The organism is Streptomyces sp. NPDC002276 (assembly GCF_053891435.1).
Window position 1 is genome coordinate 220,909 of record NZ_JBSFCQ010000011.1, and the last position, 25,272, is coordinate 246,180.

The window sequence follows — 25,272 nt, forward strand, 5'->3', positions numbered from 1 at the left end:
TTCCGAACTCGGGGAGAGACGGTGGACAAGCCCAAGGTCGTTCTGGGAGTCAGTGGTGGTATCGCCGCGTACAAGGCGTGCGAACTGCTGCGCAGACTGACGGAGTCGGGGCACGACGTCCGGGTCGTCCCCACCGCGTCCGCCCTGCACTTCGTCGGCGCCGCCACCTGGTCCGCGCTCTCCGGGCACCCCGTCTCGACCGAGGTGTGGGACGACGTCCACGAGGTCCCGCACGTGCGCATCGGCCAGAGCGCCGACCTGGTGGTCGTGGCCCCCGCCACGACGGACATGCTGGCGAAGGCGGCCCACGGCCTGGCCGACGACCTCCTCACCAACACCCTCCTCACCGCCCGCTGTCCGGTCGTCTTCGCGCCCGCGATGCACACGGAGATGTGGGAACACCCGGCCACCCAGGAGAACGTGGCGACACTGCGCCGCCGCGGCGCCCTGGTGATCGAACCGGCCGTCGGCCGCCTCACCGGCGTCGACACCGGCAAGGGCCGGCTGCCCGACCCCGCCGAGATCTTCGAGGTCTGCCGCCGGGTGCTCGCGCGGGGCGTCACCGAACCCGACCTCAAGGGCCGGCACGTCGTCGTCAGCGCGGGCGGCACCCGCGAGCCCCTCGACCCCGTCCGCTTCCTCGGTAACCGCTCCTCCGGCAAGCAGGGCTACGCCCTCGCCCGCACCGCCGTCGCCCGGGGCGCCCGGGTCACCCTGCTCGCGGCGAACACGGGACTGCCGGACCCGGCAGGCGTCGACGTCGTCCAGGTCGGGACCGCCGTACAGCTGCGGGAGGCGGTGCTGAAGGCCGCCGCGGACGCGGACGCGGTCGTCATGGCCGCCGCGGTCGCCGACTTCCGCCCGGCCGAGTACGCCACCGGGAAGATCAAGAAGAAGGACGACAAGGAACCCGAGCCCGTCGTGCTGGTGCGAAATCCGGACATCCTCGCGGAGATCTCCGCCGACCGGGCCCGCCCCGGACAGGTGGTCGTCGGGTTCGCCGCCGAGACGGACGACGTCCTCGCCAACGGCCGTACCAAACTGGCGCGCAAGGGATGCGATTTGCTGGTGGTGAACGAGGTGGGGGAGCGCAAGACCTTCGGTTCCGAGGAGAACGAGGCGGTCGTGCTGGGTGCCGACGGCAGCGAGACCGCGGTGCCGTACGGTCCGAAGGAAGCCCTGGCCGAGACCGTGTGGGACCTGGTCGCACACCGTCTCTCCTGATTTGTTTCAGCCGTCTGACAGTTCGCTGAAACCTGACATTCGTGCGTGGCGGCTCTGGCCAACGGCCCTCGGCATTCGGCAAAATGCGCGTGCCGCAGGTCACAGCGCTTCCCGAGAGACGAGACGGGGGGACCGTCTGTCGACCGCGACCGATAAACTGTTCTCGGACGACGTCGGGCGCAGCTCCCGTCCCGTCCGCCAATGATCAGCCAGCAGCCGCTGCAACCTCAGGGAGCGTTGTGTCCCGTCGTCTTTTCACCTCGGAGTCCGTGACCGAAGGTCACCCCGACAAGATCGCTGACCAGATCAGCGACACCATTCTCGACGCGCTTCTGCGGGAGGACCCGACCTCCCGGGTCGCCGTCGAGACGCTGATCACGACCGGCCTGGTGCACGTGGCCGGTGAGGTCACCACCAAGACCTACGCGCCCATCGCGCAGCTCGTCCGCGACAAGATCCTGGAGATCGGCTACGACTCCTCCAAGAAGGGCTTCGACGGCGCCTCCTGCGGCGTCTCGGTGTCCATCGGCGCGCAGTCCCCGGACATCGCGCAGGGTGTCGACACGGCGTACGAGAACCGTGTCGAGGGCGACGACGACGAGCTGGACAAGCAGGGCGCTGGCGACCAGGGCCTGATGTTCGGCTACGCGACGGACGAGACGCCGACGCTGATGCCGCTCCCGATCTTCCTGGCGCACCGCCTCGCCAAGCGCCTCTCCGAGGTCCGCAAGAACGGGACCATCCCGTACCTGCGCCCCGACGGCAAGACCCAGGTCACCATCGAGTACGACGGCGACAAGGCCGTCCGCCTCGACACGGTCGTCGTCTCCTCGCAGCACGCCTCGGACATCGACCTGGAGTCGCTGCTCGCCCCCGACATCCGCGAGTTCGTCGTCGAGGCCGAGCTGAAGGCGCTCCTGGACGAGGGCATCAAGCTCGACACCGACGGCTACCGCCTGCTCGTGAACCCCACCGGCCGCTTCGAGATCGGCGGCCCGATGGGCGACGCCGGCCTGACCGGCCGCAAGATCATCATCGACACGTACGGCGGCATGGCCCGCCACGGCGGCGGCGCCTTCTCCGGCAAGGACCCGTCCAAGGTGGACCGCTCCGCCGCGTACGCGATGCGCTGGGTCGCGAAGAACGTCGTGGCCGCGGGCCTCGCCTCGCGCTGTGAGGTCCAGGTCGCGTACGCGATCGGCAAGGCCGAGCCGGTGGGCCTCTTCGTCGAGACGTTCGGCACCGCCAAGGTCGACACCGACCGGATCGAGAAGGCGATCGACGAGGTCTTCGACCTCCGCCCGGCCGCCATCATCCGCGACCTCGACCTGCTGCGCCCGATCTACGCCCAGACCGCCGCGTACGGCCACTTCGGCCGCGAGATCCCCGACTTCACGTGGGAGCGCACGGACCGCGTGGACGCGCTGCGGAAGGCTGCGGGGCTGTAACCCCGAGATTGCCGTCGCGAGGCCCGGTTTCCCTTTGGGGGAGCCGGGCCTCGGCGTTTCGTCAGTGTGGGGGTTCGTCACCCGGGGGCGGGGTGGAGTCGCCCACTCCGTCGTCGTCTCCGTCCTCCCGCGGGTCGTGGCCGAAGCGACGCCTGATCTCGTCGACGGCATCCGTCTTGCCGTGCACCGACGCGAGGTGGATCAGGCGTTCCGCGAACAGGTCGACATCCGGATCGGCGGCGGAGAAGCCGAACCACTCCAGTAGCGAGTCGACGGAGAGACCGTCGCCCGAGCCGTTGTCGGACGCCGTCGCGTCTCCGATGCCGTAGGGCTGCTGCCAGTCGGGCGACTGTGGGCTGTCCGCGAAGACGGTCCTCGGCGGGGAAACCAAGTGCTCGAACGGCGGCGCGACCGGTTCGTTCTTGGCCGCGGCGGAGAGCTGGGCGAGCAGACCGATTCGGTCCACCGCGCCCTCCACCTCCTTCTCGTTGCGGGAAAGCCACCACACCACGGCGCTGCCGGTGTCCTTGAGCACGTCCTCGCCGAGATAGACCCGCTTGCTGCGCTCGTAGTTCCGTTCGTGCTCCCAGACGTCCTCGTCCTTGCGTACGTCGGAGAGCTTGGCGAGTCGCTCGCGGTCGTGCTCCGGAAGGCTGAGCGCGACATCGAAGGCCATCGCCATGATCCGGCCGGTGGAGTCGACGCGCATGGTCGCCAGGACGCCGTCAAGCTGGTGCTGTGCGAACGCGCTGCGGTGGGGCGGATGTTGGGTCGTCACCGCGCGGGCGCGCTGGAGGACGCCGTCGATCGCCAGGCCCCCGGGGTTGATGTAGGGCGCGTTCGGCGGTGCGTCCAGCACCAGCCAGCGCACGGTCGCGGAGAAGGAGAAGTCGTAGTCGGTGACCGAGCTGGGCAGTGCCACATGGGCCACCCGCTGCTCCTGCCGCAGGGTTTCCGGGAGCGGGAGATCCGGTTCCGGAAGCAGTTCACGCGGGAACGGCTCGGGCTTCGGCGCGAGGAGCCGGTGCGTCACCACGCCGATGACCGCCAGCAGCGCGGCGGACGCGAACCAGGCCCAGCGCGGCCAGTCGGCGCACAGTCCGAGGATGACGAGGAGCAGGCCGACGATGACGGTCAGGAACAGCGTCATCGCCTTGTGTCCGGAACTCATGGAAGGCCCCCGATGGGTGCTCGCGGTCAGACGGCGAGTGGGTAGGACTCGATGCCCTGCACGGTGTTGATCTTCCGCAGCAGGAGGGAGACGGTCTTGGTACGGGACGCGCTGGGGTCGGCGTACTGCCATTGCCGGGCACCGTTGTAGAGGCGACCGGAGATCCGGACGTCCGTGTCGCAGGCGGCGGCCAGCACTCTGAGCACGAGCTCGCGACGGCGGGCGTCCTCGCTCGCGGTCAGCCAGCGTGCCAGGGCCGCGGCCCAGGACTCGACGGGATGGCGCAGGACGCCGTTCCAGCAGGTGACCAGTGACTCACGGACACTGTGCCGCTCCACGAGACGCACGGGGTCGGCGAGTTCGAGGAAGAGGGCGATGTCCTCGACCCACTGGCCCTGGGCGATCCCGGCACCGAGCCGGTCCAGCATCCGCCGGTACAGGCGGTGGTCCGACCGCGCCAGATCCAGCAGGGCACGGCGGGCATCCACGCCCACGACGCCGTTCGTGCGCCGCGCGAGATGGTGCAGCCGGACGAGGGCCTGGTCGGGATGCGAGAGGGCCATGGTCGTGGAGCACACAGGGACGAGCACTCGCCTGAGCCCGTAGCTTGTCTCCGTCGACGTGCTCCAGTCGTAGATCTGCTGTCGGAAGTAGCGGCCGTACCGCTCGTCGTCGAGACCGCATGCCAGGAGTTGGGCCGCGTCGAGGCCGAGGCGCGCCGGTGCCTTGTCCGACGTCCACCGATGCGCGAGCCAGGACAGATCCTCGGGACGCGAGGTGCGCAGGCTCTGGACGGCGAACCTGGCTACGGCCTCCTTGCGGCCGTACCGCAGGAGCGAGGGGTCGGTCAGGCACATGTCGAACCAGTCGCGCAGCTGTCTGCGGATGTCCGGCAGGAAGGTCCAGAAGTGGTCCCGCACCGCACGGTCGTATCCCGCGATGCGGAACCGCACCTGGCCGTCCGCGCGTGTCTCGGCGCCGATGTCGGAGAGTTCGGCGTACAGGTCCGCCCGGTCGAGCCGGGGGGTGGGATCCGGTGGATGACTGAGCACCCGTAGCAAGGCGTTCGCGCCTTGGAGCACGGACTCCGGAGCTGCCCCGTGGAACAGGGCAAGGGACAGCAGCAGCGCCCTGTGCCGCCCGTCCGGCCGGGCCGAGAGATCCGCCGCCACGCGGGAGCGCTGGTCCTGCTGGCCGACCAGCGACTCGGCGAGCCAGTGGGGGAATCCCCGGTCGGCCGGCGATACGTCCCGGCAGCGCCGGATCCGGTCCCCGAGTCCGGCCACTTCACGCATCGGGGCCTGCGTCAGATAGTTCAGGAGATCACTGCCGCCCAGTTCGGACTGCGTCGGCTCGATGCCTTCGTGCCGCAGATGCCGGACGAGCACGCGCTGTGCCGAGGGGCGGCCGATCTCCACGGTCAGGCGCTTCAGTTCGCCCTGGAGGAGGTAGCCCAGGTGGTGGGGGAGCACCACGACGAGATGGGCGCCGCGCCGGACAAGGCTGTCGCGGAAGTCGGAGAGCGCGTTCTGGATGGCGAGATACCGGGCCTCCTCCGTCTCCGAGAGATCCAGCAGCAGCCGGTCGCCCGTACCGATGTCCCGGACGTCGAGCGGTGACGCGGCCGTGTCGGCAGAAGTGTCGTCGGAGGTGTCAGGCAACTCGTGCAGACTGCCGCGGGTGTCGGAGAGTTCGTGCAGCAGCATGATCGCGGCGGTACGCCGACCGTTGCCCGGCAGCCCGTCGATCAGCACTGTGTTGCGCTCGGCCAGCCGGTCGCGCGCGAGCCGCATACCGCGCGGCGGCACGAACCGTGCGGCGAGCTGGTCGCGGTCCTCCTTTGCTACGGTCCGCGGACGCCTGCTCGCCTGCTCGCCCAGCCGGGCCTCGGCGGCGTAGTAGAAGTTGTACTGAGGTCCGTCGCCGCTGTGGACCGATCCGTGGGCTTCGTGTACGTACGAACCGAAGGTCTCGGTCACCGGTCCTCGCCCCCGCGGGGTGTCCGGGTGCCGAATCCCTGACGTATCCCGCCGTGGTTGTCGCCGGCGATGTGGTTCGTGCCGTCGCCGTTGATCTGCGTCCCGTTGATCTGATCGCCGTCGCCCGTGTGGAGCGGACCGCGGGCGTCGTGCACATACGTTCCTACGGTGCCGCTGACCTGGCCGATTCCGCCGCTCTGGTGGTCGTTGCGCACCGTGAAGTCGGGTTCGGCGGCTGTGGACTCATCTGCTCGCGCACCGCGGTCGAGTGCGGCGAGGGCCGGCACCAGGCGCACGAGACGGTCAGCGAGCCGGGCGAGATCGGCATCCAGGCTGTGCAGCTCCACCCGCGTGTACTGGCATTCCGCGATCTCCGCGATCGACCTGGGCAGACGCCGGGGTCGAGCTGCTCCACCCGGCGGCCGATGAACAGCGGCACGATCAGCACCCCGGAGAGCAGCGCCTCCTCTATCTCACGCCGTACCCAGTCCTGGGGGTTGTCGAGCGCCCGCCTGTCCGGCCTGTCCCGGTCGGGCGCGTCGAGCCACTCCTCGTCGACGAGGGCGAGCAGTACATGACTGCGCCGGGCGCCCCGGACGAGGGCGCCGGTGTTGTCGCCGGGCTCGATCGACTTCCGGGCGAGGAACACGCTGTCGGGGCCGAACCTTGCCGACAGCACTCGGTCGCACGAGTAGGCGACCTCCTTGCCGCCCTTGGTGCGGTAGTTGACGAAGATCTCGTGCATGGTCGTAACCCTTCTAGGAGGTCCTTGAGCGGGTGAGCGTGCCGGACAGGTCCGGGATCAGGGCCCGTACGGAGGCGTTGCGGGAGTGTCTGCCGAGCGTGTGGGCGAGGCGGCGCAAATCGGCGGAGACCGTCGCGGAGTGGGTGAGCCGCACCGACGGCAGGATGTCGGCGGTGATCCGGCAGGCGTGGTCGATCTCTCCCGCCGACGCGTGGGCCAGTGCGCGCCGGACGCCGTACCGGGCCCGGGTCCGGAAGGCTTGCTCCGGGATGCGGGCGGTCTCCTGGTCCAGCAGCTCGGCCGCCTGCTTCGGGCGGCCCAGGTCGTACAGGCACCAGCCGGTGAACATCGAGACCACGTCGGGTACGTGGGAGGCACCGAGGACCGGTTCGGCGGGGTCGACGGCGTCCTGTTCGAGGAGTCGGCGGGCGCGGTCGAGGCTGCGCATACAGGTGTAGTGGTCGCCGTCGGCGGCGGCGCCCTGGGCCAGGTGCTGGGCGGCCAGGCCGCGGATGCGGGCGGGTGCGTCGCTCTCCAGGGCGTGGGTGGCCAGCTGGACGGCGTCGGCGATGTCCCCGCGATACAGGCTGATCAGCGAGCGTCGGACCTGCGAGTAGGTGGCCAGCCCGGGGTCCGCACCGGCCGCGGCCAGGTGTACGGCGCGGTCCGTCCACCAGAGCGCGGCCGTGTCGTCGCCGCATTCCTGGGCCATCCAGCCCGCGTACTCGGCATAGCGGGAGGCGAGGAGCAGCAGGGTCTGCCGCCCGCGTGGGCCGCTGTGCCTGGAGAGCTGTTCCAGGCTGTGGGTCTGGGCGATGAGCGGCGGCAGCACACTCGCGGGGCCCGATGTCTGACCGAGCCGCCGGAACTGGTCGAACAGCATGCGTGAGGCGTCCGCGTAGGTCTCGGCGCCCTCAAGGGGGAGCGGGCGCGGGTCGCCCGTGTGCAGGGTCAGCACCGAGGCGGCGCCGCCGCTGATGAGCCCACGGCGGGTCACGGGTTGGAAGGAACTCGAACCGTCCTTGCGCAGATGCATCAGCCATACCTCGTCGTCGCTTCCGGGAGCGTGCAGCGGCGGTTCGGAGGTCCGCACTGTCACGAGCCGGCTGAGTGCGCCGCCGGCCCGCAGCTCGGTGTCGCACAGGCGCGCCAGTTCGGGTGTCGGGCGCTTGATTCCCCGTTCCACCTTGCTCAGTTGGCTCTTGCTGTAGTGCACGCGCTGTCCCAGTTGGTGCAGGGAGAGCCGGGCGGCGAGGCGCCTTCTGCGCAGTTCCGGCCCGAAATCGCGCGACTGATCCAACACGTCGACCTCCGTCACTCCCCGACCGACAGCCGGTGAGCGCCGCGATTCAGCGTGTGGCAGCCGACTGGGCCGAACAAGGCGAAACGAGTGTTTCCCGTTTCCTCATTCGGAGCGAAGCCGACGTGAACTGCTGTGTCGAGTAAGGGGTTTCGGCCAGGTCCGGTCGCAAGTCGGCGTACACCAGGCCCTGTTCGGGAGAGTCAGCGGCGGGTCCCGCGGACGGCCACCAAAAGGGCCGCCGCCGTGATCGCAGCGATCACCGCCGCCGCGTGCGCGTACGCCCGCGGGTCTCCGGTGACCGCTGCCTGGAAGCCGTGCAGGGCCCAGTAGCCCGGGGTCGCGGGGGCCAGCGTGGAGACCCAGTGAGGGAGGACGGTGAGGGGGACCAGGCAGCCGCTGAGGCAGGTGATCGTGAGGGCGCCGATGTCGGAGGCGGCGGCCAACTGGCCCTGGCTGCGGGCGTGGACGCCGAGCGCCAGGCCGCAGGCGGTCACGCAGGCCGCCCAGAGGAGGGCCAGGAGCGGTAGGCGCCAGGTGCCGGAGGTCAGAGGGAAACCGAAGACCGCGGTCGCGAAGAGGAAGAGTGCGGCCTGTTGGGAGAGGAACAGTGCCATCAGCGGCAGGGCCTTGCCGGTCAGGATTGTCGTGGGGGTCGCGGGGCCCGAGCGCAGGCGGTCCCAGGTGTGCCAGGTGCGTTCGGAGAGCAGGAGTTGGCCGGCCACGTCCAGGGCGAGCAGTGTGAACATCACCGCGATACCGGGAGCGGCCTGGACGATGCCCGGTACGGCGGAGGTGGCGAGGCGGTCGTAGACCGGGTGGAGCACGCTCAGGAGGACCAGGGACATGACCGTGTAGGCGACTGGGGTTCCGGGGTCCCGGATCAGCAGGACGAGGGTGTGGCGGGTCATGGCCCACGTGCGGCGGGCCGTGGTCGGGGCGGGTTCAGGCCGCATCGTGGGTCTCCGTGGGGAGTCGGTCGGTGGCCAGGCTTCGGTAGAGGTCGTCGAGGGAGGGTTCGCGGACCGCGGCCGAGCGGACCCGGGTGGTGTCGGGGCCCAGGTCGCGGAGGAGGCGGGCCAGGGAACGGGCCGGGTCCGTGGTGCTGAAACGCAGTTCCCCGGGGGTGGTTGAGGTCTGGGCGAGGTGTTCGGGTACGGGGCCGGTGAAGGTCACCGTCACCTCGCCGGGCAGGCCGTCCAGGAGGTCGGCGCGGTCGCCGCGGGCGATCACCCGGCCGGATGCGGCGACCGCGAGCGTGGCGCCGAGCTGCTCCAACTCCGGTAGGTAGTGCGTGGTGTAGCAGATGGCGGCGCCTTCGTCGGCGCGGGTCCTGACGAGCCGTAGCAGCGCTTCGCGGGTGGTGGGGTCGGCGCCGACGGTGGGTTCGTCGAGCAGCAGCACGCGGGGGCGGGGCAGCAGGACCGTGGCCGCCTGGGCGCGGCGCTGCTGGCCGCCGGAGAGCGTGGCGATCGGTCGGTCGAGTACATCGGTGAGGGCCAACTCCTCTGCTACGGCGGCCAGTTCGGAGCGCAGTTCGGTGCGGCGCAGGCCGGCGAGGCCGCCGAAGAGGCGGAGGTTCTGGCGCAGGGTGGCGGTGGGGTAGAGGGCCAACTCCTGGGGCGCCAGGCCGATCAGGGTGCGTGCGGAGTGTGGGGCTGTGGCGGTATCCAGGCCCGCTACGAGGACCGAGCCCGCGTCGGGGCGTTCCAGGCCGGCGACGACGCGGGCGAAGGTCGTCTTGCCCGCGCCGTTGTGGCCGATCAGGCCGCAGATCTCGCCGGGCTCGATCCGCAGGTCGAAGCCGTCCAGGGCCTGGACGGGACCCCACCGTTTGCGCAGGCCGCTGACGGTCAGCATGGTCACTCCCTCGATTCCCTCGATATATACAACGTATACGTATACTGTGTATACGTAGCTTCGAGGGAGGATGTCAAGTGACGCCACGGCGGATCAGTCGTGATCAAGTGCTCGACGTGACATGGGAGTTGGCGACCCGGAAGGGGCTGCCGGCCGTCACCATGCGGGCCGTCGCGCAGGAACTCGACGTGAACCCGATGACGCTCTACCGGCACGTCGGTGACAAGCAGGGCCTCCTCGACGGCCTGGTGGAGCGACTGCTGCTGGAGATCGAGGTGCCCGGTCCCGGACTCGACTGGCGCGAGCAGCTGAGTCTGCTCGGCCGCAGCATGCGGGCCACGGCCCGGCGCCACCCCGACCTGTTCCTGCTGCTCTTCCAACGGCCGGCCGTCACCCCGGAGGCCGTCGGGCCTCGGAACGCGGTCTACGGCGCCCTGCGCGCCGCCGGTCTCCAGGAGGAGCGGATTCCGCGGGCCGAGCGGCTGCTGTCGACGTTCATGCTCGGGTTCGCCGCCTCGGAGGCGGGCGGACGGTTCCGGGACGGCGATCCCGACGAGGACATGGCCTACGCGGAGGACCACGTCGTTCAGGTTCTCGCCGAGGCCGGGAAGGTCAAGTGAGTGCGGCGGGCGGCGGCCGTTGTCAGTCGCGTTTGGTAAGAATGCAGGCGTGAGCAGCGCGGACGGGGAACGGGACGGCGGGGCGGAGGGCGCGCCGCCCGAGCAGCTTGCGCTGATTCGGGAGAGTGTGCGGCAGGCGAAGGGTCCCAAGGCGAAGCCGCGGACGTGGCGGGGGGCCGCGCTGGCCGGGGAGCTGCCCGTCGCGCGGGTGCTCGTCGACAAGGGAGTGCTGCATCTCGACCGGTATTTCGACTATGCCGTGCCCGCCGAGCTCGACGCCGACGCACAGCCCGGGGTGCGGGTGCGGGTGCGGTTCGGGGCCGGACGGCACCGGGTGCGGGACGGGCGGCGTGAAGGCGGCGGGCTGATCGACGGGTTCCTCGTCGAGCGGCTGGCCGAGTCGGACTACTCCGGGCCGCTCGCCGCGCTGGCGCAGGTCGTGTCGCCGGAGCCGGTGCTGAGCGAGGAACTGCTCGGGCTCGCGCGGGCCGTCGCCGACCGGTACGCGGGGAGCCTCGCCGATGTGCTCCAGCTGGCCGTGCCGCCGCGCAGCGCGCGGGCCGAGCAGAAGCCGTCGCCCGCGCCGTTGCCGCCGCCGGGGGTTCCGGGTGTGGGGTCCTGGGGGCGGTACGAGCGGGGGGCCGGGTTCCTGGAGGCGCTGGCCTCGGGGGGTGCGCCGCGTGCTGTGTGGAACGCCTTGCCGGGGCCCGAGTGGAGCGACGAGATCGCGCGGGCCGTCGCCGCGACGCTCGCCTCGGGGCGCGGGGCGCTCGTCGTCGTACCGGACGGGCGGGCCGCCGGGCGGGTCGACGCCGCGTTGACGGCCCTGCTGGGTGAGGGCCGGCACGCGCTGCTCACCGCGGACGCCGGGCCGGAGAAGCGGTACCGGCAGTGGCTGGCCGTACGGCGGGGGGCTGTACGGGCGGTCGTCGGGACGCGGGCCGCGATGTTCGCGCCGGTTCAGGACCTGGGGCTTGTCGTGATCTGGGACGACGGGGACGACAGCCACAGCGAGCTGCACGCGCCGCAGCCGCATGCGCGGGAGGTGTTGCTGTTGCGGGCCGCCTTGGACAAGTGCGCGTTCCTGCTGGGGAGTTGGAGCTGCACGGTGGAGGCCGCGCAGCTGGTGGAGAGCGGGTGGGCACGGCCGTTGGTCGCCTCGCGCGACCAGGTGCGGGTGGCCGCTCCGCTCGTACGGACCGTGGGGGACGGGGACTTGGCGCGGGACGAGGCCGCGCGGGCGGCCCGGTTGCCGACGTTGGCCTGGCAGGCCGTGCGGGAGGGGCTCAAGCACGGGCCCGTGCTGGTGCAGGTGCCACGGCGGGGGTATGTGCCGCGGATGGCGTGCGCGCAGTGCCGGGCCGCCGCGCGATGTCGGCACTGCGCCGGGCCGTTGGAGGGGCAGGACGCGGGCGTGCTGCGGTGCGCGTGGTGCGGGGTCGGGGAGAACTCCTGGCACTGTCCCGAGTGCGGGGGGTTCCGGTTGCGGGCCCAGGTCGTGGGGGCGCGGCGGACCGCGGAGGAGTTGGGGCGGGCGTTTCCCGCGGTGCCGGTACGGACGTCCGGGCGGGAGCAGGTGCTCGACACGGTGCCGGGGACTCCCGCACTGGTCGTCAGCACACCGGGGGCCGAGCCGGTTGCGGAGGGCGGGTATGCCGCCGCGCTGCTGCTGGACGGGTGGGCGATGCTCGGGCGGCCCGATCTGCGGGCGGGGGAGGACGCGTTGCGGCGGTGGATCGCGGCGAGTTCGCTGGTACGGCCGCAGGGGGCTGGGGGGACGGTGGTTGTCGTGGCCGAGCCGACCTTGCGGCCCGTGCAGGCGCTGGTGCGGTGGGATCCCGTGGGGCATGCGGTGCGGGAGCTGGCCGAGCGGGCGGAGTTGGGGTTTCCGCCGGTGTCGCGGATGGCTGCGGTGGCGGGGGTGGGGGACGCGGTCGCGGAGTTCCTCGCGGCTGTTGAACTGCCGCCGGATGCCGAGGTGTTGGGGCCGGTGCCGGTACCGGTCGTGATGGCGGGAGGGCCTCGGCGGGTGGGGGCGCCGCCGGTGGGGGAGCGGTGGGAGCGGGCGTTGATTCGGGTGCGGCCGGGGAGTGGGGGGGCGTTGGCGGCCGCGTTGAAGGGGGCGCAGGCGGCTCGGATGGCTCGGGGTGGGGGGGATGTGGTGCGGGTCCGGGTGCGGGTGGATCCGCCGGACATCGGGTGACCAGGTGATCGGGTGACGGGCCTCGGCCTTCGGCCTCGGATCTTCTCCCACCCACGCACCGCCCGTTTACGGTCCGTTGAGAGGCTCGGGTTTCTTGCGGGGGTTCTCGCCGTCGGCGGCCAGCCGTTCGTGCGCCCGGCGTGCAGCTGCCTCCCGGTTATCGTCCGGGAGGCAGGCAGGGTTCGGTCGGCGGGTCAGCCGTTGCGCGGGCCCGGGAAGGCTGTGGGCCTGGCCTCGTCGCGGAGGGTGGGGCTGCCTGCCGTCGGCTGGGTAGGCATGGAGCGCGCCGCGGGGACCGTGGGCATGGCGGGCATTGTGGGGAGGCCCGTGTTCACGGTGACCGGGCGGGCGGTCGCCGCCTCCGTCGTGCGTTCGGCGTCGGCCGCCGCCTGGGTCGCGGCGCGGCGGGCGCCGTAGCGGCGGTGTACCGCCTGCTTGGTGACCCCGAGGGCCGAGCCCACCGCGTCCCACGAGAAACCGAGCGAGCGGTCGAAGTCCACGGCGGCCGTGACCAGGGTCTCGACACTGTCCCGCAACTCCTGCGCGAGACGGACCGTCGGGGCGGGAGCGCGCCCGTAGACGACGAAGCCCGTGGACGGGCCGGAGCGGCGCGGGCGGTAGACGTTGCCCAGCTGGGCGGTGAGCGTGCGCAGTGCGTCCACCTGCCGGCGGACCCGCTCGATGTCCCGCACCAGCAAGTGCAGGCTGGCCCGAGCCTGGGCGTCGTGGGTTGCGTGGTCGGCCATGAACAAGCCTCTCGAACCGGCGTTGAAAAGGATCGGGCCGTGTGAATGCGGCCCATAGTGGTCAACTCTTTCTTGACCAACGCGTGTGCGCTCCGCTGGTCACGCAACGGGGGCGTAGGGGCATATGCGTACGCCCCCGGTGGACCGGTGCGCGCTGCGGGCGTCCGGTGCGTGCTCCGTGCGTCCTCCGTGCGTCCTCCGACGTGGGCCCCTGGGCCCGCGCGCCATAGACTGGTGCGCTGCCCGCCCACTCCCGCCCGAGAGGCCCGAACGCACCCATGAAGCTCGTCTTCGCCGGTACCCCCGAGGTCGCCGTTCCCGCACTGGACGCCCTGATCGCCTCCGGGCGGCACGAGGTGGCCGCCGTCGTCACGCGGCCCGACGCACCGGCCGGGCGTGGGCGCAGGCTGGTGGCGAGCCCCGTCGCCGAGCGGGCCGAGGAGGCGGGCATCGAGGTGCTGAAGCCCGTCAAGCCGCGTGACCCGGAGTTCCTGGAGCGGCTGCGGGAGATCGCGCCCGACTGCTGTCCCGTCGTCGCCTACGGTGCCCTGCTGCCCCGGGTCGCCCTCGACATCCCCGCCCACGGCTGGGTCAACCTGCACTTCTCGCTGCTTCCCGCCTGGCGCGGCGCCGCCCCCGTGCAGCACTCCATCATGTCCGGCGACGAGATCACCGGCGCCTCCACCTTCCTGATCGAGGAAGGACTCGACTCCGGGCCCGTCTACGGCACCGTCACCGAGGAGATCCGCCCCACCGACACCAGCGGCGATCTGCTGACCCGGCTCGCGTTCGCGGGCTCGGGCCTGCTCGCGGCGACCATGGACGGTATCGAGGACGGGACGTTGAAGGCCGTACCGCAGCCGGGCGACGGCATCACCCTCGCTCCGAAGATCAACGTCGAGGACGCCCAGGTGGACTGGGCGGCCCCCGGCCTGCGGGTGGACCGGGTGGTACGCGGGTGCACCCCGGCGCCCGGCGCCTGGACCGGCTTCCGGGGCGAGCGGCTCAAGATCGTGCAGGCCGTGCCCGTGCCGGAGCGGACCGACCTCGCGCCCGGTGAGCTGTCGGTCGGCAAGAACAACGTGTACGTGGGTACCGGGTCGTACGCCGTCGAGCTGCTGTGGGTGCAGGCGCAGGGCAAGAAGCCGATGCGGGCGGCGGACTGGGCGCGCGGGGCGCGGATCGGGGCGGGGGAGTCGGTCGGGACCCTCTGAACTGGCCGGGCGTGACGTCCCGCGCGCGGTCGGGCGGGTGCGACGTAGGCTGGAGGCACATCTCGGCCAGAAATCCGGAGCACCTTTTTCGTGAGTGAGCAGTCCCCGCGACCCCGTAAGCCCGGCAAGCCCTACCGCCGGCCGCAGAAGGACCCCGTCCGTATCCTCGCCTTCGAGGCGCTGAGGGCCGTCGACGAGCGGGACGCGTACGCCAACCTCGTGCTGCCGCCCCTGCTCCGCAAGGCGCGCGAGAAGGGTGACTTCGACGCGCGGGACGCGGCGCTCGCCACCGAGCTGGTCTACGGGACGCTGCGCCGGCAGGGGACGTACGACGCGATCATCGCCTCGTGCGTCGACCGGCCGCTGCGTGAGGTCGACCCGCCGGTGCTGGACGTGCTGAGCCTCGGGGTGCACCAGCTGCTAGGGACGCGGATCCCGACCCACGCCGCCGTGTCCGCGTCCGTCGAACTCGCCCGGGTCGTCCTCGGCGACGGACGGGCCAAGTTCGTCAACGCGGTGCTGCGGAAGGTCGCGCAGGACGACTTCGACACCTGGGTCGAACGGGTCGCGCCGCCCTACGACGACGACCCCGAGGACAACCTCGCCATCGTGCACTCGCACCCGCGCTGGGTCGTCTCCGCGCTGTGGGACTCGCTCGGCGGACCGCGCGCCGGGATCGAGGACCTGCTGGAGGCCGACAACGAACGGCCCGAGGTGACCCTCGTGGCCAGGCCCGGCCGGTCCACCACCGACGAGCTGCTGCACGAGGAGGCCGCGCTGCCGGGACGCTGGTCGCCGTATGCCGTGCGGCTCAGCGAGGGCGGCGAACCCGGAGCCGTGACGGCGGTGAAGGAGGGCCGGGCGGGAGTGCAGGACGAGGGCAGCCAACTGGTCGCTCTCGCGCTCGCCAACGCGCCGCTCGACGGGCCGGACAAGCTCTGGCTCGACGGGTGTGCGGGGCCCGGCGGCAAGGCCGCGCTGCTCGCCGCCGTCGCCGCCGAGCGCGGTGCGACGCTCCTCGCCTCCGAGAAGCAGCCGCACCGCGCGGGCCTGGTGGCGAAGGCGCTCGCCGGGAACCCCGGGCCTTACCAGGTCATCACCGCCGACGGGACTCGGCCGCCGTGGCGGCTCGGCAGCTTCGACCGCGTCCTGATGGATGTGCCGTGCACCGGCCTCGGCGCGCTGCGCCGCCGCCCCGAGGCGCGCTGGCGTCGCCGCCCCGAGGACCTCGACGGCTTCGCGCCCCTGCAACGCGGGCTGCTGCGCACCGCGCTGGAATCCGTGCGCGTCGGCGGAGTCGTCGGCTACGCGACCTGTTCACCGCACCTCGCGGAGACCCGCGCCGTCGTCGACGACCTCCTCAAGCAGTTCCCGCACACCGAACTGATCGACGCCCGCCCGCTCCTGCCGGGCGTCCCAGCCCTCGGCGACGGCCCCGACGTACAGCTGTGGCCGCACCTGCACGGGACCGACGCGATGTACCTGGCACTGATCCGCAGGACCGGCTGACGGGCGCGTCGCAGGACGCCGTCGTCGGCAGGACCGCTCGCCGCGCGGAGCGCAGACGCGTTCAGCCGCAGCGTTGGCTGACGCGCCGGTCACAGGGCGGGTTTGTCTGCGGGACCGGGCTCACGGGCGGATCTTGGAAGGCACTCGTCCGCAGGGTCGGCGGACGCGCGGGTCACAGGGCGCCATCATCGGCAGGACTGGCTGACACGCGGGTCACGGAGTGCGGTCGTCACGGCAGGGCCGGTTGCCGCGGGTATGACGGACGCCTCAGCCGCCGCTTCGGTTGACGCTCCGGTCACAGGACGGGCCTATCTGCGGGACCGACTCAGGTGCGGATCACGGAACGCGCTCATTGGCAGGGTTGGCTGACGCGCGGGTCATCGGAGGCCGTCGTCGGCAGGACTGGCTGACGGGCTGGCCGCAGGTCGCCGTCGTCGCCAGGACCGCTCGCCGCGCGGAGCGCAGACGCGTTCAGCCGCAGCGTTGGCTGACGCTCCGGTCACAGGGCGGGCCTGTCTGCGGGGCCGGCTCACGCGCGGATGACGCAACACGCTTGTCCGCAGGGCCGGTTGACCCGCTGGTCATCGGAGGCCGTCGTCGCCAGGACTGGCTGACGGGCTGGCCGCAGGTCGCCGTCGTCGGCAGGACCGCTCGCCGTGCGGAGCACAGACGCGTTCAGCCGCAGCATTTGCTGACGCTCCGGTCACAGGACGGGCCTGTCTGCGGAACCGGCTTACGCGCGGATGACGGAACACGCTTGTCCGCAGGGCCGGTTGACCCGCTGGTCACAGGTTGCCGTCGTCGCCAGGGCCGGTTGACCCACAGGTCGCAGGATCTCGTCACCGCCAGGACCGGCTGACCCGCAGGTCACAGGTTGCCGTTGTCGCCAAGGCCGGTTGACCCGCAGGTCGCAGGTCGCAGGTCGCAGGTCGCAGGTCGCAGGTCGCAGGTCACAGGTCGCCGTCGTCGCCACGACCGGCTGCCCCGTAGATCGCCGAACGCGCCCACCCTCAGCGCCAGTTGACGCCTGCCGTGCCTCAGGCGACGTGCCGAAGCGCCTCCCGTGTGAGGTCCGCCAGTGTTGGATACCCGTCGACCGCCATGATCAGGTCCGTCTCCGCGAGGAGTGAGCGGAGGACGTGGACGATGCCGTCCGTGCCGCCCAGGGCGAGGCCGTAGGCGTAGGGGCGGCCGATGCCGACGGCGGTGGCGCCCAGGGCGATGGCCTTGACGATGTCGGCGCCGCTGCGGATGCCGGAGTCGAAGAGGACCGGGAGGCCGTCCGCCGCTTCGACCACGGACGGGAGGGCGTCGAGGGCGGGGAGGCCGCCGTTGGCCTGGCGGCCGCCGTGGTTGGAGCAGTAGACGGCGTCCACGCCCCCGTCCTTGGCCCGGCGCACGTCCTCGGGGTGGCAGATGCCCTTGACGATCAGGGGGAGGGTGGTGAGGGAACGTAGCCAGGGGAGGTCGTCCCAGGTGAGGGGGTTGCCGAAGAGCTGGGTCCAGAGGAGGACCGCGGACTGGGGGTCCTCCTCCGGGGTGCGGGTCAGGCGGGACCTGAAGACCGGGTCGCTCGTGTAGTTGGCCAGGCAATGGCCGCGTAGTTGGGGGAAGTTGGCGGTCGAGAGGTCGCGGGGGCGCCAGCCTGTGACCCAGGTGTCCAGGGTGACCACGATGCCCTTGTAGCCGGCCTGTTCGGCGCGGTGGACGAGGCTCGCGGCTAGGTCCCTGTCCGTGGGGGTGTAGAGCTGGAAGAAGCCCGGGGTCTCCCCGAACTCGCTCGCGACCTCCTCCAGCGGGTCGACCGTGAGCGTGGAGGCGACCATCGGTACGCCGGTGCGGGCGGCGGCCCGGGCGGTCGCCAGGTCGCCGTGCCCGTCTTGCGCGCAGAGGCCGATGACGCCGACCGGCGCCATGAAGACCGGGGAGGGCAGCTTCAGGCCGAACAGGTCGACGGACAGGTCGCGTTGGGCCGCGCCGACGAACATCCGGGGGACCAGCCCCCAGTGGTCGAAGGCGGTCACGTTGGCGCGCTGGGTGCGTTCGTCGCCGGCGCCGCCCGCGACGTAGGACCAGATGGAGGGCGGGAGTGCCGCGCTCGCCCGCTCCTCCAACTCCGCGAAAGCCATCGGGTAGGACGGCACGATGCCGCCGAGCCCGTTGAAGTAGATCTCGTTCTGATAGGAGCCGAACGGCTGTCCCATGCCATCTCCCTCTTCTCCCTCGTCGCTCAGGGAGGGATTCTCGCAGTGGGCGCGGCGGCCCCGTACCCCGCACCCGGCCTCGTGCCCACCCCGCACCCGACCCCCTCCGCCACCGACCGATGCCGCTAACCCCCGCGGGACATGGCAGGCTTGGGGCATGGCCGTGCAGATCAACCCCAGCATCCTGTCCGCCGACTTCGCCCGCCTCGCCGACGAGGCCAAGGCGGTCGAGGGCGCCGACTGGCTCCACGTCGACGTCATGGACAACCACTTCGTCCCGAACCTCACGCTCGGCGTGCCGGTCGTAGAGTCACTGGCCCGGGCGACGGACACCCCGCTGGACTGCCATCTGATGATCGAGGACGCCGATCGCTGGGCCCCCCAGTACGTCGAGGCGGGTGCCTCCTCCGTCACCTTCCACGTCGAGGCGGCCGCGGCCCCGGTGCGGCTCGCGCGTGAGATTCGGGCCAAGGGCGCCCGCGCCTCCATGGCGCTCAAGCCGGCGACGCCCATCGAGCCGTACGAGGATCTGCTGCCCGAGCTGGACATGCTGCTGATCATGACCGTGGAGCCGGGCTTCGGTGGCCAGTCGTTCCTCGACATCATGCTGCCGAAGATCCGCCGGACCCGTGAGTTGATCAGGAAGCACGGGCTGGAGCTGTGGTTGCAGGTCGACGGAGGAGTTTCGGCCTCGACGATCGAGCGCTGCGCGGAGGCCGGCGCCGATGTGTTCGTCGCCGGTTCGGCGGTGTACGGGGCATCCGACCCGGCGGCGGCGGTACGTGCATTGCGCACACAGGCCGAAGGGGTCGTGAGCAAGGCATCCTGGGCGTGCGACCACTGAGCGGCAGGTATGTGAACGGCGGCCATCAAGGCTGATCAAGTGCGCCGGATCTGCAAGGATGAACGGCGAACCGAGAGTGTGAAGAGCAGTGAGGAGATCGCCGTGTCGGGTATGTCGGCGGGCCGGTCAGCCATGCGGATGGGACCCGCAGAGCTGGTGCAGGCGGCGGCCATGGCCCGCCGCTTCTACCTTGAGGGCAAGTCCAAGATCCAGATCGCGGAGGAGTTCGGCGTCAGCCGCTTCAAGGTGGCCCGGGTCCTGGAGACCGCTCTCGAACGGGATCTCGTACGCATCGAGATCCGAGTACCGGCCGAACTGGACGCGGAGCGCTCGGACGCGCTGCGCGCCCGCTACGGCCTCAGGCACGCCGTCGTGGTCGAGTCCCCGGCCGAGGTCAGCGACGAGTCGCCCGACCCCGAGAACCTCGGGGAGGTCGCGGCCGACCTGCTCGGCGAGCTGGTCAACGAGGGAGACGTGCTCGGCCTCGCCTGGGGCCGGTCCACCATCCACATGGCCGCCGCCCTCGACCGGCTGCCGCCCTGCACGGTGGTCCAGCTGACGGGCGTGTACGACGCCGGGACCGCCGAGCGCGGTTCGGTCGAGGCGGTACGGCGGGCCGCGCAGGTGTCGGGCGGCGACGCCCACCCCATCTACGCGCCGATGCTGCTCCCGGACGCGGCCACCGCGGAGGCGCTGCGCCACCAGACGGGGATCGCGCGGGCCTTCGAGTACTTCGACAAGGTCACCGTCGCCTGTGTCTCCATCGGTTCCTGGGAGCCGGGCATCTCGACGGTGTACGACATGCTCAGCGTCGAGGAGCGGGCGCACTACTCGTCCCTCGGTGTCGCCGCCGAGACGTCCGCGCACCTCTTCGACGCCGAGGGCCGCCGGGTCGGCCGGGACCTGGGCGAGCGGTGCATCACCGTCAAGGCGGACCAGTTGCGCCGTATCCCCGAGGTCGTCGCGATCGCGGGCGGGCAGCGGAAGGCGGCGGCGATCGACGCGGTGCTGCGCTCCGGGCTGGTCACCAGCCTGGTGACGGACACGGCCGCCGCGGACTATCTGATGACGGCCGGGGCGACGCCGAAGTCGGCGCTCGCCCGGACGGACCCCGATGGGATCTGACGGGATCTGACGGGATCTGACGGGCCCTGGCAGCGGCTCTCACCGGGACGACCGTGGCAGCATCGGGCGCATGCTGCTGCGGTTCGTCTCCCGAGTGCTTCTTGTCTGTCTTGCCGTGCTGCTGCCCGTGGGCTGTTCGTCCACGGGCACGAGCGCGGGCACGGGGACCGTCAAGGCGTCCCAACTCCCCGCCGAGGCACGGCAGACCATCACCCTCATTGACCGGGGCGGCCCCTTCCCGTACGCCAAGGACGGGGTCGTCTTCGGGAACTACGAGAAGCTGCTGCCGGAGCGGAAGCGCGGCTACTACCACGAGTACACCGTCCGGACGCCGGGCTCGCGCGATCGCGGGGCCCGGCGCATTGTCACCGGGCAGGGCGGCGAGATCTACTACACCGATGATCACTACAAGTCGTTCAGGACGGTACTGAGATGACGCAGCTCGCGGTCACGCTCGACCTTCGAGAGGTCACGGGCAAGGCCGGCCTGATGGACGGTGTCGCTCACGCCCTCGCGCTCCCCGACTGGTTCGGCCGCAACTGGGACGCCCTCGCCGACAGCCTCGGCGACCACACCGTGTGGCCCGAAGGGGCCGTGGAACAGGGCCTGTTGGTCGTCGTACGGAACTGGCGGGCGTACGCGAAGGCGCGGCCGGAGGAGTGGGAGACGGCGGTCGACGTCTTCGGTGACGCGGTCGACCGGACGCCGAACCTGTCCGTGGTGCTCGCGCTGGGAGACAGCGGCCGTTAGGCCCATTGTCCGAGGCGGCTGGCAGAGTGGTCGGTATGGAGCAACAGGAGCAGCGCACGTCGGTGCGTCTCGTGGTCGTGGATCCGGATCTCGACGCGCAGTGCGACCGGGTCGAGGAACACCTGCTGACGCCGCTGGCCGAGTCCGCGCGGGGAGCCGGAGAGCACGCGCTTTTCGCGGACGGGCTCGTGGTCTTCCGGCGGGTGCGGGAGACACTCGCCGCGGCGGTGGCCCGGGGCCCCAAGGTGCGGACGCCGAACGGCCGTTGGGAGCACGAGGGCCTGCGCATCGTCGAACTGCCCACCGACGACACGGACTTGCTGTACGCACTGCTGCGCGAGCTGTCCGGGCTCCTGGTGGCACCGCCGGACCTGCCCGACCCCTCGGGCGTCGTGGCCGCGGTCCGCGGCACCGTCCTGACGCCCGAGAAGACCGCCGTCGGCCTGGTCGGCGCGCTGGCGCGGGTGCTGTCCCTGGTGGACCTCACGCCCGACGCCGACACGGCCACCCTCTTCGCGGCGATCGAGGCGGCCGACGGCGAGGACGTGAGACTCAGCTACGGGCAGGACGAGGCGTGGCAGCGCCTCGCCCACCGGCTCACCATGCTGCTGACCGAGTCGGCCCCGCTGCACCGGTTCCTGTACTGACCCCCCCTTGTCCAGGCGGGGCCCACTTGGACGTTTCTCCAGAGCCCCCCGTGACCTGCCTGGACGATGATCCGAGGCATGGCATTGCGCCTGACATGGGACAATGAAGTACGTGCTCTTCCCCCTGGCTGACCTGTCCGGGGGTCACCTCGATCGACTGGGATGTGCGGCACGTGCGTTTCCTCAACGACATCCAGCCCCCGTACGACCTGACGTACGACGACGTCTTCATGGTGCCGAGCCGCAGCGCGGTCGGCTCGCGGCAGGGTGTGGACCTCAGCTCCCCGGACGGCACGGGCACCACCATCCCGCTGGTCGTCGCCAACATGACCGCCATCGCGGGCCGGCGGATGGCCGAGACCCTGGCCCGGCGGGGCGGGCTCGTGGTCATCCCGCAGGACATCCCGATCGAGGTCGTCACCGAGGTCGTGTCCTGGGTGAAGAGCCGTCACCTCGTCCTGGACACCCCGATCCGGCTGGCCCCGCACCAGACCGTCGCCGACGCGCTGGCCCTGCTGCCCAAGCGCGCGCACAACGCCGGTGTCGTCGTGGACGAGGACCAGCGCCCGGTCGGTGTCGTCACCGACGCCGACCTCACCGGTGTGGACCGCTTCACCCAGCTCGCCGAGGTCATGTCCCGGGACCTGCTGCTGCTCGACGCGGACATCGACCCGCGCGAGGCGTTCAACCGACTGGACGGCGCCAACCGCCGTTACGCGCCCGCCGTCGACAAGGACGGCAGGCTCGCAGGCATCCTCACCCGCAAGGGCGCCCTGCGCGCCACGCTGTACTCGCCGGCCGTGGACGCGGACGGCAAGCTGCGGATCGCCGCCGCCGTCGGCATCAACGGCGACTTCGTGCAGAAGGCCAAGCAGTTGCTGGACGCGGGCGTCGACACGCTCGTCATCGACACGGCCCACGGCCACCAGGAGTCGATGATCAGCGCGATCAGGCAGGTGCGTGCCCTCGATCCGCAGGTCCCGATCGTGGCGGGCAACATCGTCGCCGCCGAGGGCGTCAAGGACCTGATCGAGGCGGGCGCCGACATCATCAAGGTCGGCGTCGGCCCCGGCGCGATGTGCACCACCCGCATGATGACCGGCGTCGGCCGCCCGCAGTTCTCGGCCGTCAAGGAATGCGCCGCCGAGGCGAAGAAGTACGGCAAGCACGTGTGGGCGGACGGCGGTGTCCGCCACCCGCGCGATGTCGCCATGGCCCTCGCTGCCGGTGCGTCGAACGTGATGATCGGCTCCTGGTTCGCCGGCACGTACGAGTCGCCGGGCGACCTCCAGCAGGACGCCAACGGCCGCCTCTACAAGGAGTCGTTCGGCATGGCGTCCGCCCGCGCGGTCCGCAACCGCACCTCCGACGAGTCGGCCTACGACCGCGCCCGCAAGGCGCTGTTCGAGGAGGGCATCTCCACCTCCCGCATGTTCCTCGACCCGGCCCGCCCGGGCGTCGAGGACCTGATCGACTCGATCATCGCGGGCGTCCGCTCCTCCTGCACCTACGCGGGCGCCGCCTCCCTGGAGGAGTTCGCCGAGCGGGCCGTCGTCGGCATCCAGAGTGCGGCCGGCTACGCGGAGGGCAAGCCCCTGCACGCCAGCTGGAGCTGACCCGACTCGCTTTCCTACGGCCCCTGTTGTCCCGGCATCCGGGAAATTCGGGGGCCGTCGGCATGTGGCGGCGCCTACTGTCGGAGCCATGGACATAGCCGTCTGCGGTGCCGACGACGTGGCGCTGCTCGACCGGTACATCGGCACGCCCGGAGCCACCTCGTTCCACGCCCGCCGGTTCGCGCGTCAGGAGCGGTGCGAGAGCACGTATCTCGTCGCCTGGCTGGACGGGCGGCTCGTCGGGCATGCGGAGCTGCGCTGGACCGGCTGCGACGCGCGCGAGGTACGAGCCGCGCGGCCCGGCTGCCTGGAGATCGGCGGGCTCGGTGTGTGGCCCGAGGAACTCCGCTCGCGGGGCATCGGTACGGCGCTCATCCGTGCCGCCGAGCAACTGGCCGTGGAGCGGGGGCTCACGGACGTAGGCCTCGGAGTCGAGAAGGACAACGTGCGTGCGGCGGCTCTCTACGCGCGACTCGGTTACGAACCTCTGACGGACTACTACGACCGCTGGTCGTACGAGGGCGCCGACGGCTTCCTGTACGACCACGTCGACCACTGCACCTTCCTGGTCAAGGACCTGGCGTCAGGCCCCCTTGACGTCAAGCAGCCTTGACGCAACGCTGAACCCATGACCACACCCCAGAGCATCGAACCCGAGCACACCCTCCTCACCGCCGTCGCCCGCCTCGACGAACTCCGCACCCGCGAGTCCCTCGCCGGTTTCGGCAGCGACGCCGAGGCCCTCGACAGGACCGAGACACTCGAACTGCTCGCCCTGAGCGAGGTCGTCGCCCGCAAGGCCGCCTACGGCCGTCAGCTCACCGTCCGCGCGGCCCGCGAGGCCGGTGCGTCCTGGACGCAGATCGGGGCCGCGCTCGGCATGAGCAAGCAGGCGGCGTGGGAGGCGCACACGCGCTGGATCGACGCGCAGGCGGAGGTGCACGGACAGCCCGGACGGATCGGGTTCGACGAGGAGGACCTGGCGAAGGCGCGGGCCCTCGCGGGGGACCCGGACGAGGGCTGAACGGCGCGATCGGTATCGCCGTCCGGCTCGTGTTCTACTTCGTATACGGCCATCGCCGCTCCCACCCGGCCAGCGCAGAGAAGTGAACCGCCCGCAGTGCTGAACGAACTCGACGAACGCATCGTGCACGCCCTCGCCGAGGACGCCCGCCGCTCCTTCGCGGACATCGGGCACCTGGTCGGCCTCTCCGCGCCCGCCGTGAAACGGCGCGTGGACCGGCTGCGGGCCACCGGCGCGATCACCGGCTTCACCGTACGGGTGGACCCGGCGGCGCTCGGCTGGCAGACGGAGGGGTTCGTCGAGATCTACTGCCGCCACAACACCTCCCCGGACACCATCCGACGAGGCCTGGAGCCCTACCAGGAGGTGGTCGCCGCGTCCACCGTCACCGGCGACGCCGACGCGGTCGTCCAGGTCTTCGCCGCCGACATGCGCCACTTCGAGCGGGTCCTGGAGCGGATCGCGGGGGAGCCGTTCGTGGAACGGACGAAGTCCGTACTGGTCCTGTCCCCGTTGCTGCGCAGATTCTCGTCGGGCTCGCCCACATAGAGCCTGCTCCCGGGGCCACTGTCAGTGCCGGGTCGTACCGTCGAGGGCATGGCAGCACGAATCGATCTCACCCTCGACTGCGACGACGCCCCGCTCCTCGCCGCGTTCTGGAAGACGGCCCTCGGCTACGTCGACGAGCCACCGCCCGCTCCCTTCGCCACCCGTGCCGAGTGGATCGCCCACTACGAGCCGGAGGACGACGGGACCGAGGACGACGGTGCCTGGCTCTGCGACCCGGACGGCGTCGGCCCGCGCCTGTCCATCCTCAAGGTCCCCGAGCCCAAGACCGCGAAGAACCGGCTGCACCTCGACATCAGGGTGCCCGTGCGGGGCGGCCCGGACGAGAGATGGGCCGCGATCAGAGCCGAGGCCGAGCGGCTGGTCGGCGCGGGCGGCCGGGTGCTCACGGAGTTCGACGGACACCATGTGGTGATGGCCGACCCCGAGGGCAACGAGTTCTGCGTGGCCGCCGGTTGAACCTCCAGGCTCCCCGG

The 25,272-nt window shown here is 71.5% G+C and carries 25 protein-coding genes; 16 read left to right on the forward strand and 9 right to left on the reverse strand.

Annotation, left to right across the window (positions count from 1 at the left end):
* Positions 1-21 precede the first annotated feature (21 nt).
* Together coaBC and metK are read left to right on the forward strand one after the other, a co-directional pair.
* Positions 22-1,224, forward strand: a complete 1,203-nt coding sequence (coaBC, locus tag ACWIHT_RS27465) for a bifunctional phosphopantothenoylcysteine decarboxylase/phosphopantothenate--cysteine ligase CoaBC (RefSeq protein ID WP_456170920.1) — start codon at positions 22-24, stop codon at positions 1,222-1,224.
* A 239-nt stretch (positions 1,225-1,463) separates the two neighbouring features.
* Entirely contained in the window at positions 1,464-2,672 is a 1,209-nt protein-coding gene (gene metK, locus ACWIHT_RS27470; protein ID WP_019066406.1) for a methionine adenosyltransferase, read from the forward strand.
* Positions 2,673-2,733: 61 nt separating this feature from the next.
* On the opposite strand, the gene ACWIHT_RS27475 is transcribed toward metK, so the two are convergent.
* The 7 genes from ACWIHT_RS27475 to ACWIHT_RS27505 all read right to left on the reverse strand — a co-directional run bounded on the left by ACWIHT_RS27475 (position 2,734) and on the right by ACWIHT_RS27505 (position 9,727).
* Positions 2,734-3,843, reverse strand: coding sequence for a hypothetical protein (locus tag ACWIHT_RS27475; protein ID WP_456170922.1), 1,110 nt, complete (start codon positions 3,841-3,843; stop codon positions 2,734-2,736).
* 26 nt (positions 3,844-3,869) lie between these two features.
* Complete coding sequence (locus tag ACWIHT_RS27480; RefSeq protein WP_456170923.1) at positions 3,870-5,822, reverse strand: ABC transporter substrate-binding protein; 1,953 nt, start codon at positions 5,820-5,822, stop codon at positions 3,870-3,872.
* On the reverse strand, positions 5,819-5,977 hold the full coding sequence (locus tag ACWIHT_RS27485) for a hypothetical protein (RefSeq protein WP_456170924.1): 159 nt from the start codon (positions 5,975-5,977) through the stop codon (positions 5,819-5,821). The genes ACWIHT_RS27480 and ACWIHT_RS27485 overlap by 4 nt, the downstream gene beginning before the upstream one ends.
* An 8-nt stretch (positions 5,978-5,985) precedes the next feature.
* On the reverse strand, positions 5,986-6,567 hold the full coding sequence (locus tag ACWIHT_RS27490; protein ID WP_456170925.1) for a hypothetical protein: 582 nt from the start codon (positions 6,565-6,567) through the stop codon (positions 5,986-5,988).
* A 13-nt stretch (positions 6,568-6,580) separates the two neighbouring features.
* On the reverse strand, positions 6,581-7,870 hold the full coding sequence (locus tag ACWIHT_RS27495) for a helix-turn-helix domain-containing protein (RefSeq protein WP_456170926.1): 1,290 nt from the start codon (positions 7,868-7,870) through the stop codon (positions 6,581-6,583).
* Between the two features lie 200 nt (positions 7,871-8,070).
* The gene (locus tag ACWIHT_RS27500; RefSeq protein ID WP_456170927.1) at positions 8,071-8,823 is read right to left on the reverse strand and encodes an ABC transporter permease; all 753 of its coding nucleotides are present in this window, start codon (positions 8,821-8,823) and stop codon (positions 8,071-8,073) included.
* The gene (locus tag ACWIHT_RS27505) at positions 8,813-9,727 is read right to left on the reverse strand and encodes an ABC transporter ATP-binding protein (RefSeq protein WP_456170929.1); all 915 of its coding nucleotides are present in this window, start codon (positions 9,725-9,727) and stop codon (positions 8,813-8,815) included. Before ACWIHT_RS27505 ends, ACWIHT_RS27500 begins: the two co-directional genes overlap by 11 nt.
* Before the next feature lie 107 nt (positions 9,728-9,834).
* Here ACWIHT_RS27505 and ACWIHT_RS27510 point away from each other — a divergent pair, with 107 nt between their 5' ends.
* The gene (locus tag ACWIHT_RS27510; protein ID WP_456170931.1) at positions 9,835-10,347 is read left to right on the forward strand and encodes a TetR/AcrR family transcriptional regulator; all 513 of its coding nucleotides are present in this window, start codon (positions 9,835-9,837) and stop codon (positions 10,345-10,347) included.
* Between the two features lie 49 nt (positions 10,348-10,396).
* Positions 10,397-12,550, forward strand: coding sequence for a primosomal protein N' (locus ACWIHT_RS27515; RefSeq protein ID WP_456170932.1), 2,154 nt, complete (start codon positions 10,397-10,399; stop codon positions 12,548-12,550).
* Positions 12,551-12,744: 194 nt separating this feature from the next.
* Here ACWIHT_RS27515 and ACWIHT_RS27520 read toward each other — a convergent pair whose 3' ends face one another.
* Positions 12,745-13,296: a hypothetical protein gene (locus ACWIHT_RS27520; RefSeq protein WP_262062312.1), complete on the reverse strand. Its 552-nt coding sequence runs from the start codon at positions 13,294-13,296 to the stop codon at positions 12,745-12,747.
* Positions 13,297-13,574: 278 nt separating this feature from the next.
* On the opposite strand from ACWIHT_RS27520, the gene fmt reads away from it, so the two are divergent.
* Together fmt and ACWIHT_RS27530 are read left to right on the forward strand one after the other, a co-directional pair.
* Positions 13,575-14,510, forward strand: a complete 936-nt coding sequence (fmt, locus tag ACWIHT_RS27525; RefSeq protein WP_456170933.1) for a methionyl-tRNA formyltransferase — start codon at positions 13,575-13,577, stop codon at positions 14,508-14,510.
* 90 nt (positions 14,511-14,600) lie between these two features.
* Positions 14,601-16,019, forward strand: coding sequence for an RsmB/NOP family class I SAM-dependent RNA methyltransferase (locus tag ACWIHT_RS27530; RefSeq protein ID WP_456170934.1), 1,419 nt, complete (start codon positions 14,601-14,603; stop codon positions 16,017-16,019).
* A gap of 1,037 nt (positions 16,020-17,056) precedes the next feature.
* On the opposite strand, the gene ACWIHT_RS27535 is transcribed toward ACWIHT_RS27530, so the two are convergent.
* Positions 17,057-18,223, reverse strand: a complete 1,167-nt coding sequence (locus ACWIHT_RS27535) for an alpha-hydroxy-acid oxidizing protein (RefSeq protein WP_456170935.1) — start codon at positions 18,221-18,223, stop codon at positions 17,057-17,059.
* Positions 18,224-18,380: 157 nt separating this feature from the next.
* On the opposite strand from ACWIHT_RS27535, the gene rpe reads away from it, so the two are divergent.
* The 10 genes from rpe (at position 18,381) to ACWIHT_RS27585 (ending at position 25,255) form a co-directional block, all read left to right on the forward strand.
* Positions 18,381-19,067: a ribulose-phosphate 3-epimerase gene (gene rpe, locus ACWIHT_RS27540; protein WP_456170936.1), complete on the forward strand. Its 687-nt coding sequence runs from the start codon at positions 18,381-18,383 to the stop codon at positions 19,065-19,067.
* 78 nt (positions 19,068-19,145) lie between these two features.
* Positions 19,146-20,192: a sugar-binding transcriptional regulator gene (locus ACWIHT_RS27545; RefSeq protein ID WP_456170937.1), complete on the forward strand. Its 1,047-nt coding sequence runs from the start codon at positions 19,146-19,148 to the stop codon at positions 20,190-20,192.
* A 70-nt stretch (positions 20,193-20,262) separates the two neighbouring features.
* On the forward strand, positions 20,263-20,628 hold the full coding sequence (locus ACWIHT_RS27550; RefSeq protein WP_456170938.1) for a ribonuclease domain-containing protein: 366 nt from the start codon (positions 20,263-20,265) through the stop codon (positions 20,626-20,628).
* The gene (locus ACWIHT_RS27555) at positions 20,625-20,942 is read left to right on the forward strand and encodes a barstar family protein (protein WP_456170940.1); all 318 of its coding nucleotides are present in this window, start codon (positions 20,625-20,627) and stop codon (positions 20,940-20,942) included. Before ACWIHT_RS27550 ends, ACWIHT_RS27555 begins: the two co-directional genes overlap by 4 nt.
* 35 nt (positions 20,943-20,977) lie before the next feature.
* A complete protein-coding gene (locus ACWIHT_RS27560) occupies positions 20,978-21,589 on the forward strand; it encodes a hypothetical protein (RefSeq protein WP_456170941.1) in 612 nt (203 codons plus the stop codon).
* 173 nt (positions 21,590-21,762) lie between these two features.
* On the forward strand, positions 21,763-23,205 hold the full coding sequence (locus ACWIHT_RS27565; protein WP_388105538.1) for a GuaB1 family IMP dehydrogenase-related protein: 1,443 nt from the start codon (positions 21,763-21,765) through the stop codon (positions 23,203-23,205).
* 88 nt (positions 23,206-23,293) lie between these two features.
* Positions 23,294-23,818: a GNAT family N-acetyltransferase gene (locus ACWIHT_RS27570; RefSeq protein ID WP_456170942.1), complete on the forward strand. Its 525-nt coding sequence runs from the start codon at positions 23,294-23,296 to the stop codon at positions 23,816-23,818.
* 15 nt (positions 23,819-23,833) lie between these two features.
* Positions 23,834-24,229, forward strand: coding sequence for a hypothetical protein (locus tag ACWIHT_RS27575; protein ID WP_456170944.1), 396 nt, complete (start codon positions 23,834-23,836; stop codon positions 24,227-24,229).
* A gap of 96 nt (positions 24,230-24,325) precedes the next feature.
* On the forward strand, positions 24,326-24,778 hold the full coding sequence (locus ACWIHT_RS27580; protein WP_456170946.1) for an Lrp/AsnC family transcriptional regulator: 453 nt from the start codon (positions 24,326-24,328) through the stop codon (positions 24,776-24,778).
* Positions 24,779-24,826: 48 nt separating this feature from the next.
* Positions 24,827-25,255: a VOC family protein gene (locus ACWIHT_RS27585; protein ID WP_456170947.1), complete on the forward strand. Its 429-nt coding sequence runs from the start codon at positions 24,827-24,829 to the stop codon at positions 25,253-25,255.
* The last annotated feature ends 17 nt before the right edge of the window (positions 25,256-25,272 follow it).

What these genes read in the sequence shown, in the direction of transcription:
- ACWIHT_RS27570 (WP_456170942.1), top strand. Translation starts at nt 23,294, where the DNA reads ATGGACATAGCCGTCTGCGGTGCCGACGACGTGGCGCTGCTCGACCGG.
- rpe (WP_456170936.1), top strand. Translation starts at nt 18,381, where the DNA reads ATGGCCGTGCAGATCAACCCCAGCATCCTGTCCGCCGACTTCGCCCGC.
- ACWIHT_RS27475 (WP_456170922.1), bottom strand. Translation starts at nt 3,843, where the DNA reads ATGAGTTCCGGACACAAGGCGATGACGCTGTTCCTGACCGTCATCGTC.
- ACWIHT_RS27560 (WP_456170941.1), top strand. Translation starts at nt 20,978, where the DNA reads ATGGAGCAACAGGAGCAGCGCACGTCGGTGCGTCTCGTGGTCGTGGAT.
- ACWIHT_RS27520 (WP_262062312.1), bottom strand. Translation starts at nt 13,296, where the DNA reads ATGGCCGACCACGCAACCCACGACGCCCAGGCTCGGGCCAGCCTGCAC.
- ACWIHT_RS27490 (WP_456170925.1), bottom strand. Translation starts at nt 6,567, where the DNA reads ATGCACGAGATCTTCGTCAACTACCGCACCAAGGGCGGCAAGGAGGTC.
- fmt (WP_456170933.1), top strand. Translation starts at nt 13,575, where the DNA reads ATGAAGCTCGTCTTCGCCGGTACCCCCGAGGTCGCCGTTCCCGCACTG.
- ACWIHT_RS27575 (WP_456170944.1), top strand. Translation starts at nt 23,834, where the DNA reads ATGACCACACCCCAGAGCATCGAACCCGAGCACACCCTCCTCACCGCC.
- ACWIHT_RS27550 (WP_456170938.1), top strand. Translation starts at nt 20,263, where the DNA reads ATGCTGCTGCGGTTCGTCTCCCGAGTGCTTCTTGTCTGTCTTGCCGTG.
- ACWIHT_RS27585 (WP_456170947.1), top strand. Translation starts at nt 24,827, where the DNA reads ATGGCAGCACGAATCGATCTCACCCTCGACTGCGACGACGCCCCGCTC.
- ACWIHT_RS27505 (WP_456170929.1), bottom strand. Translation starts at nt 9,727, where the DNA reads ATGCTGACCGTCAGCGGCCTGCGCAAACGGTGGGGTCCCGTCCAGGCC.
- ACWIHT_RS27535 (WP_456170935.1), bottom strand. Translation starts at nt 18,223, where the DNA reads ATGGGACAGCCGTTCGGCTCCTATCAGAACGAGATCTACTTCAACGGG.
- ACWIHT_RS27500 (WP_456170927.1), bottom strand. Translation starts at nt 8,823, where the DNA reads ATGCGGCCTGAACCCGCCCCGACCACGGCCCGCCGCACGTGGGCCATG.
- ACWIHT_RS27555 (WP_456170940.1), top strand. Translation starts at nt 20,625, where the DNA reads ATGACGCAGCTCGCGGTCACGCTCGACCTTCGAGAGGTCACGGGCAAG.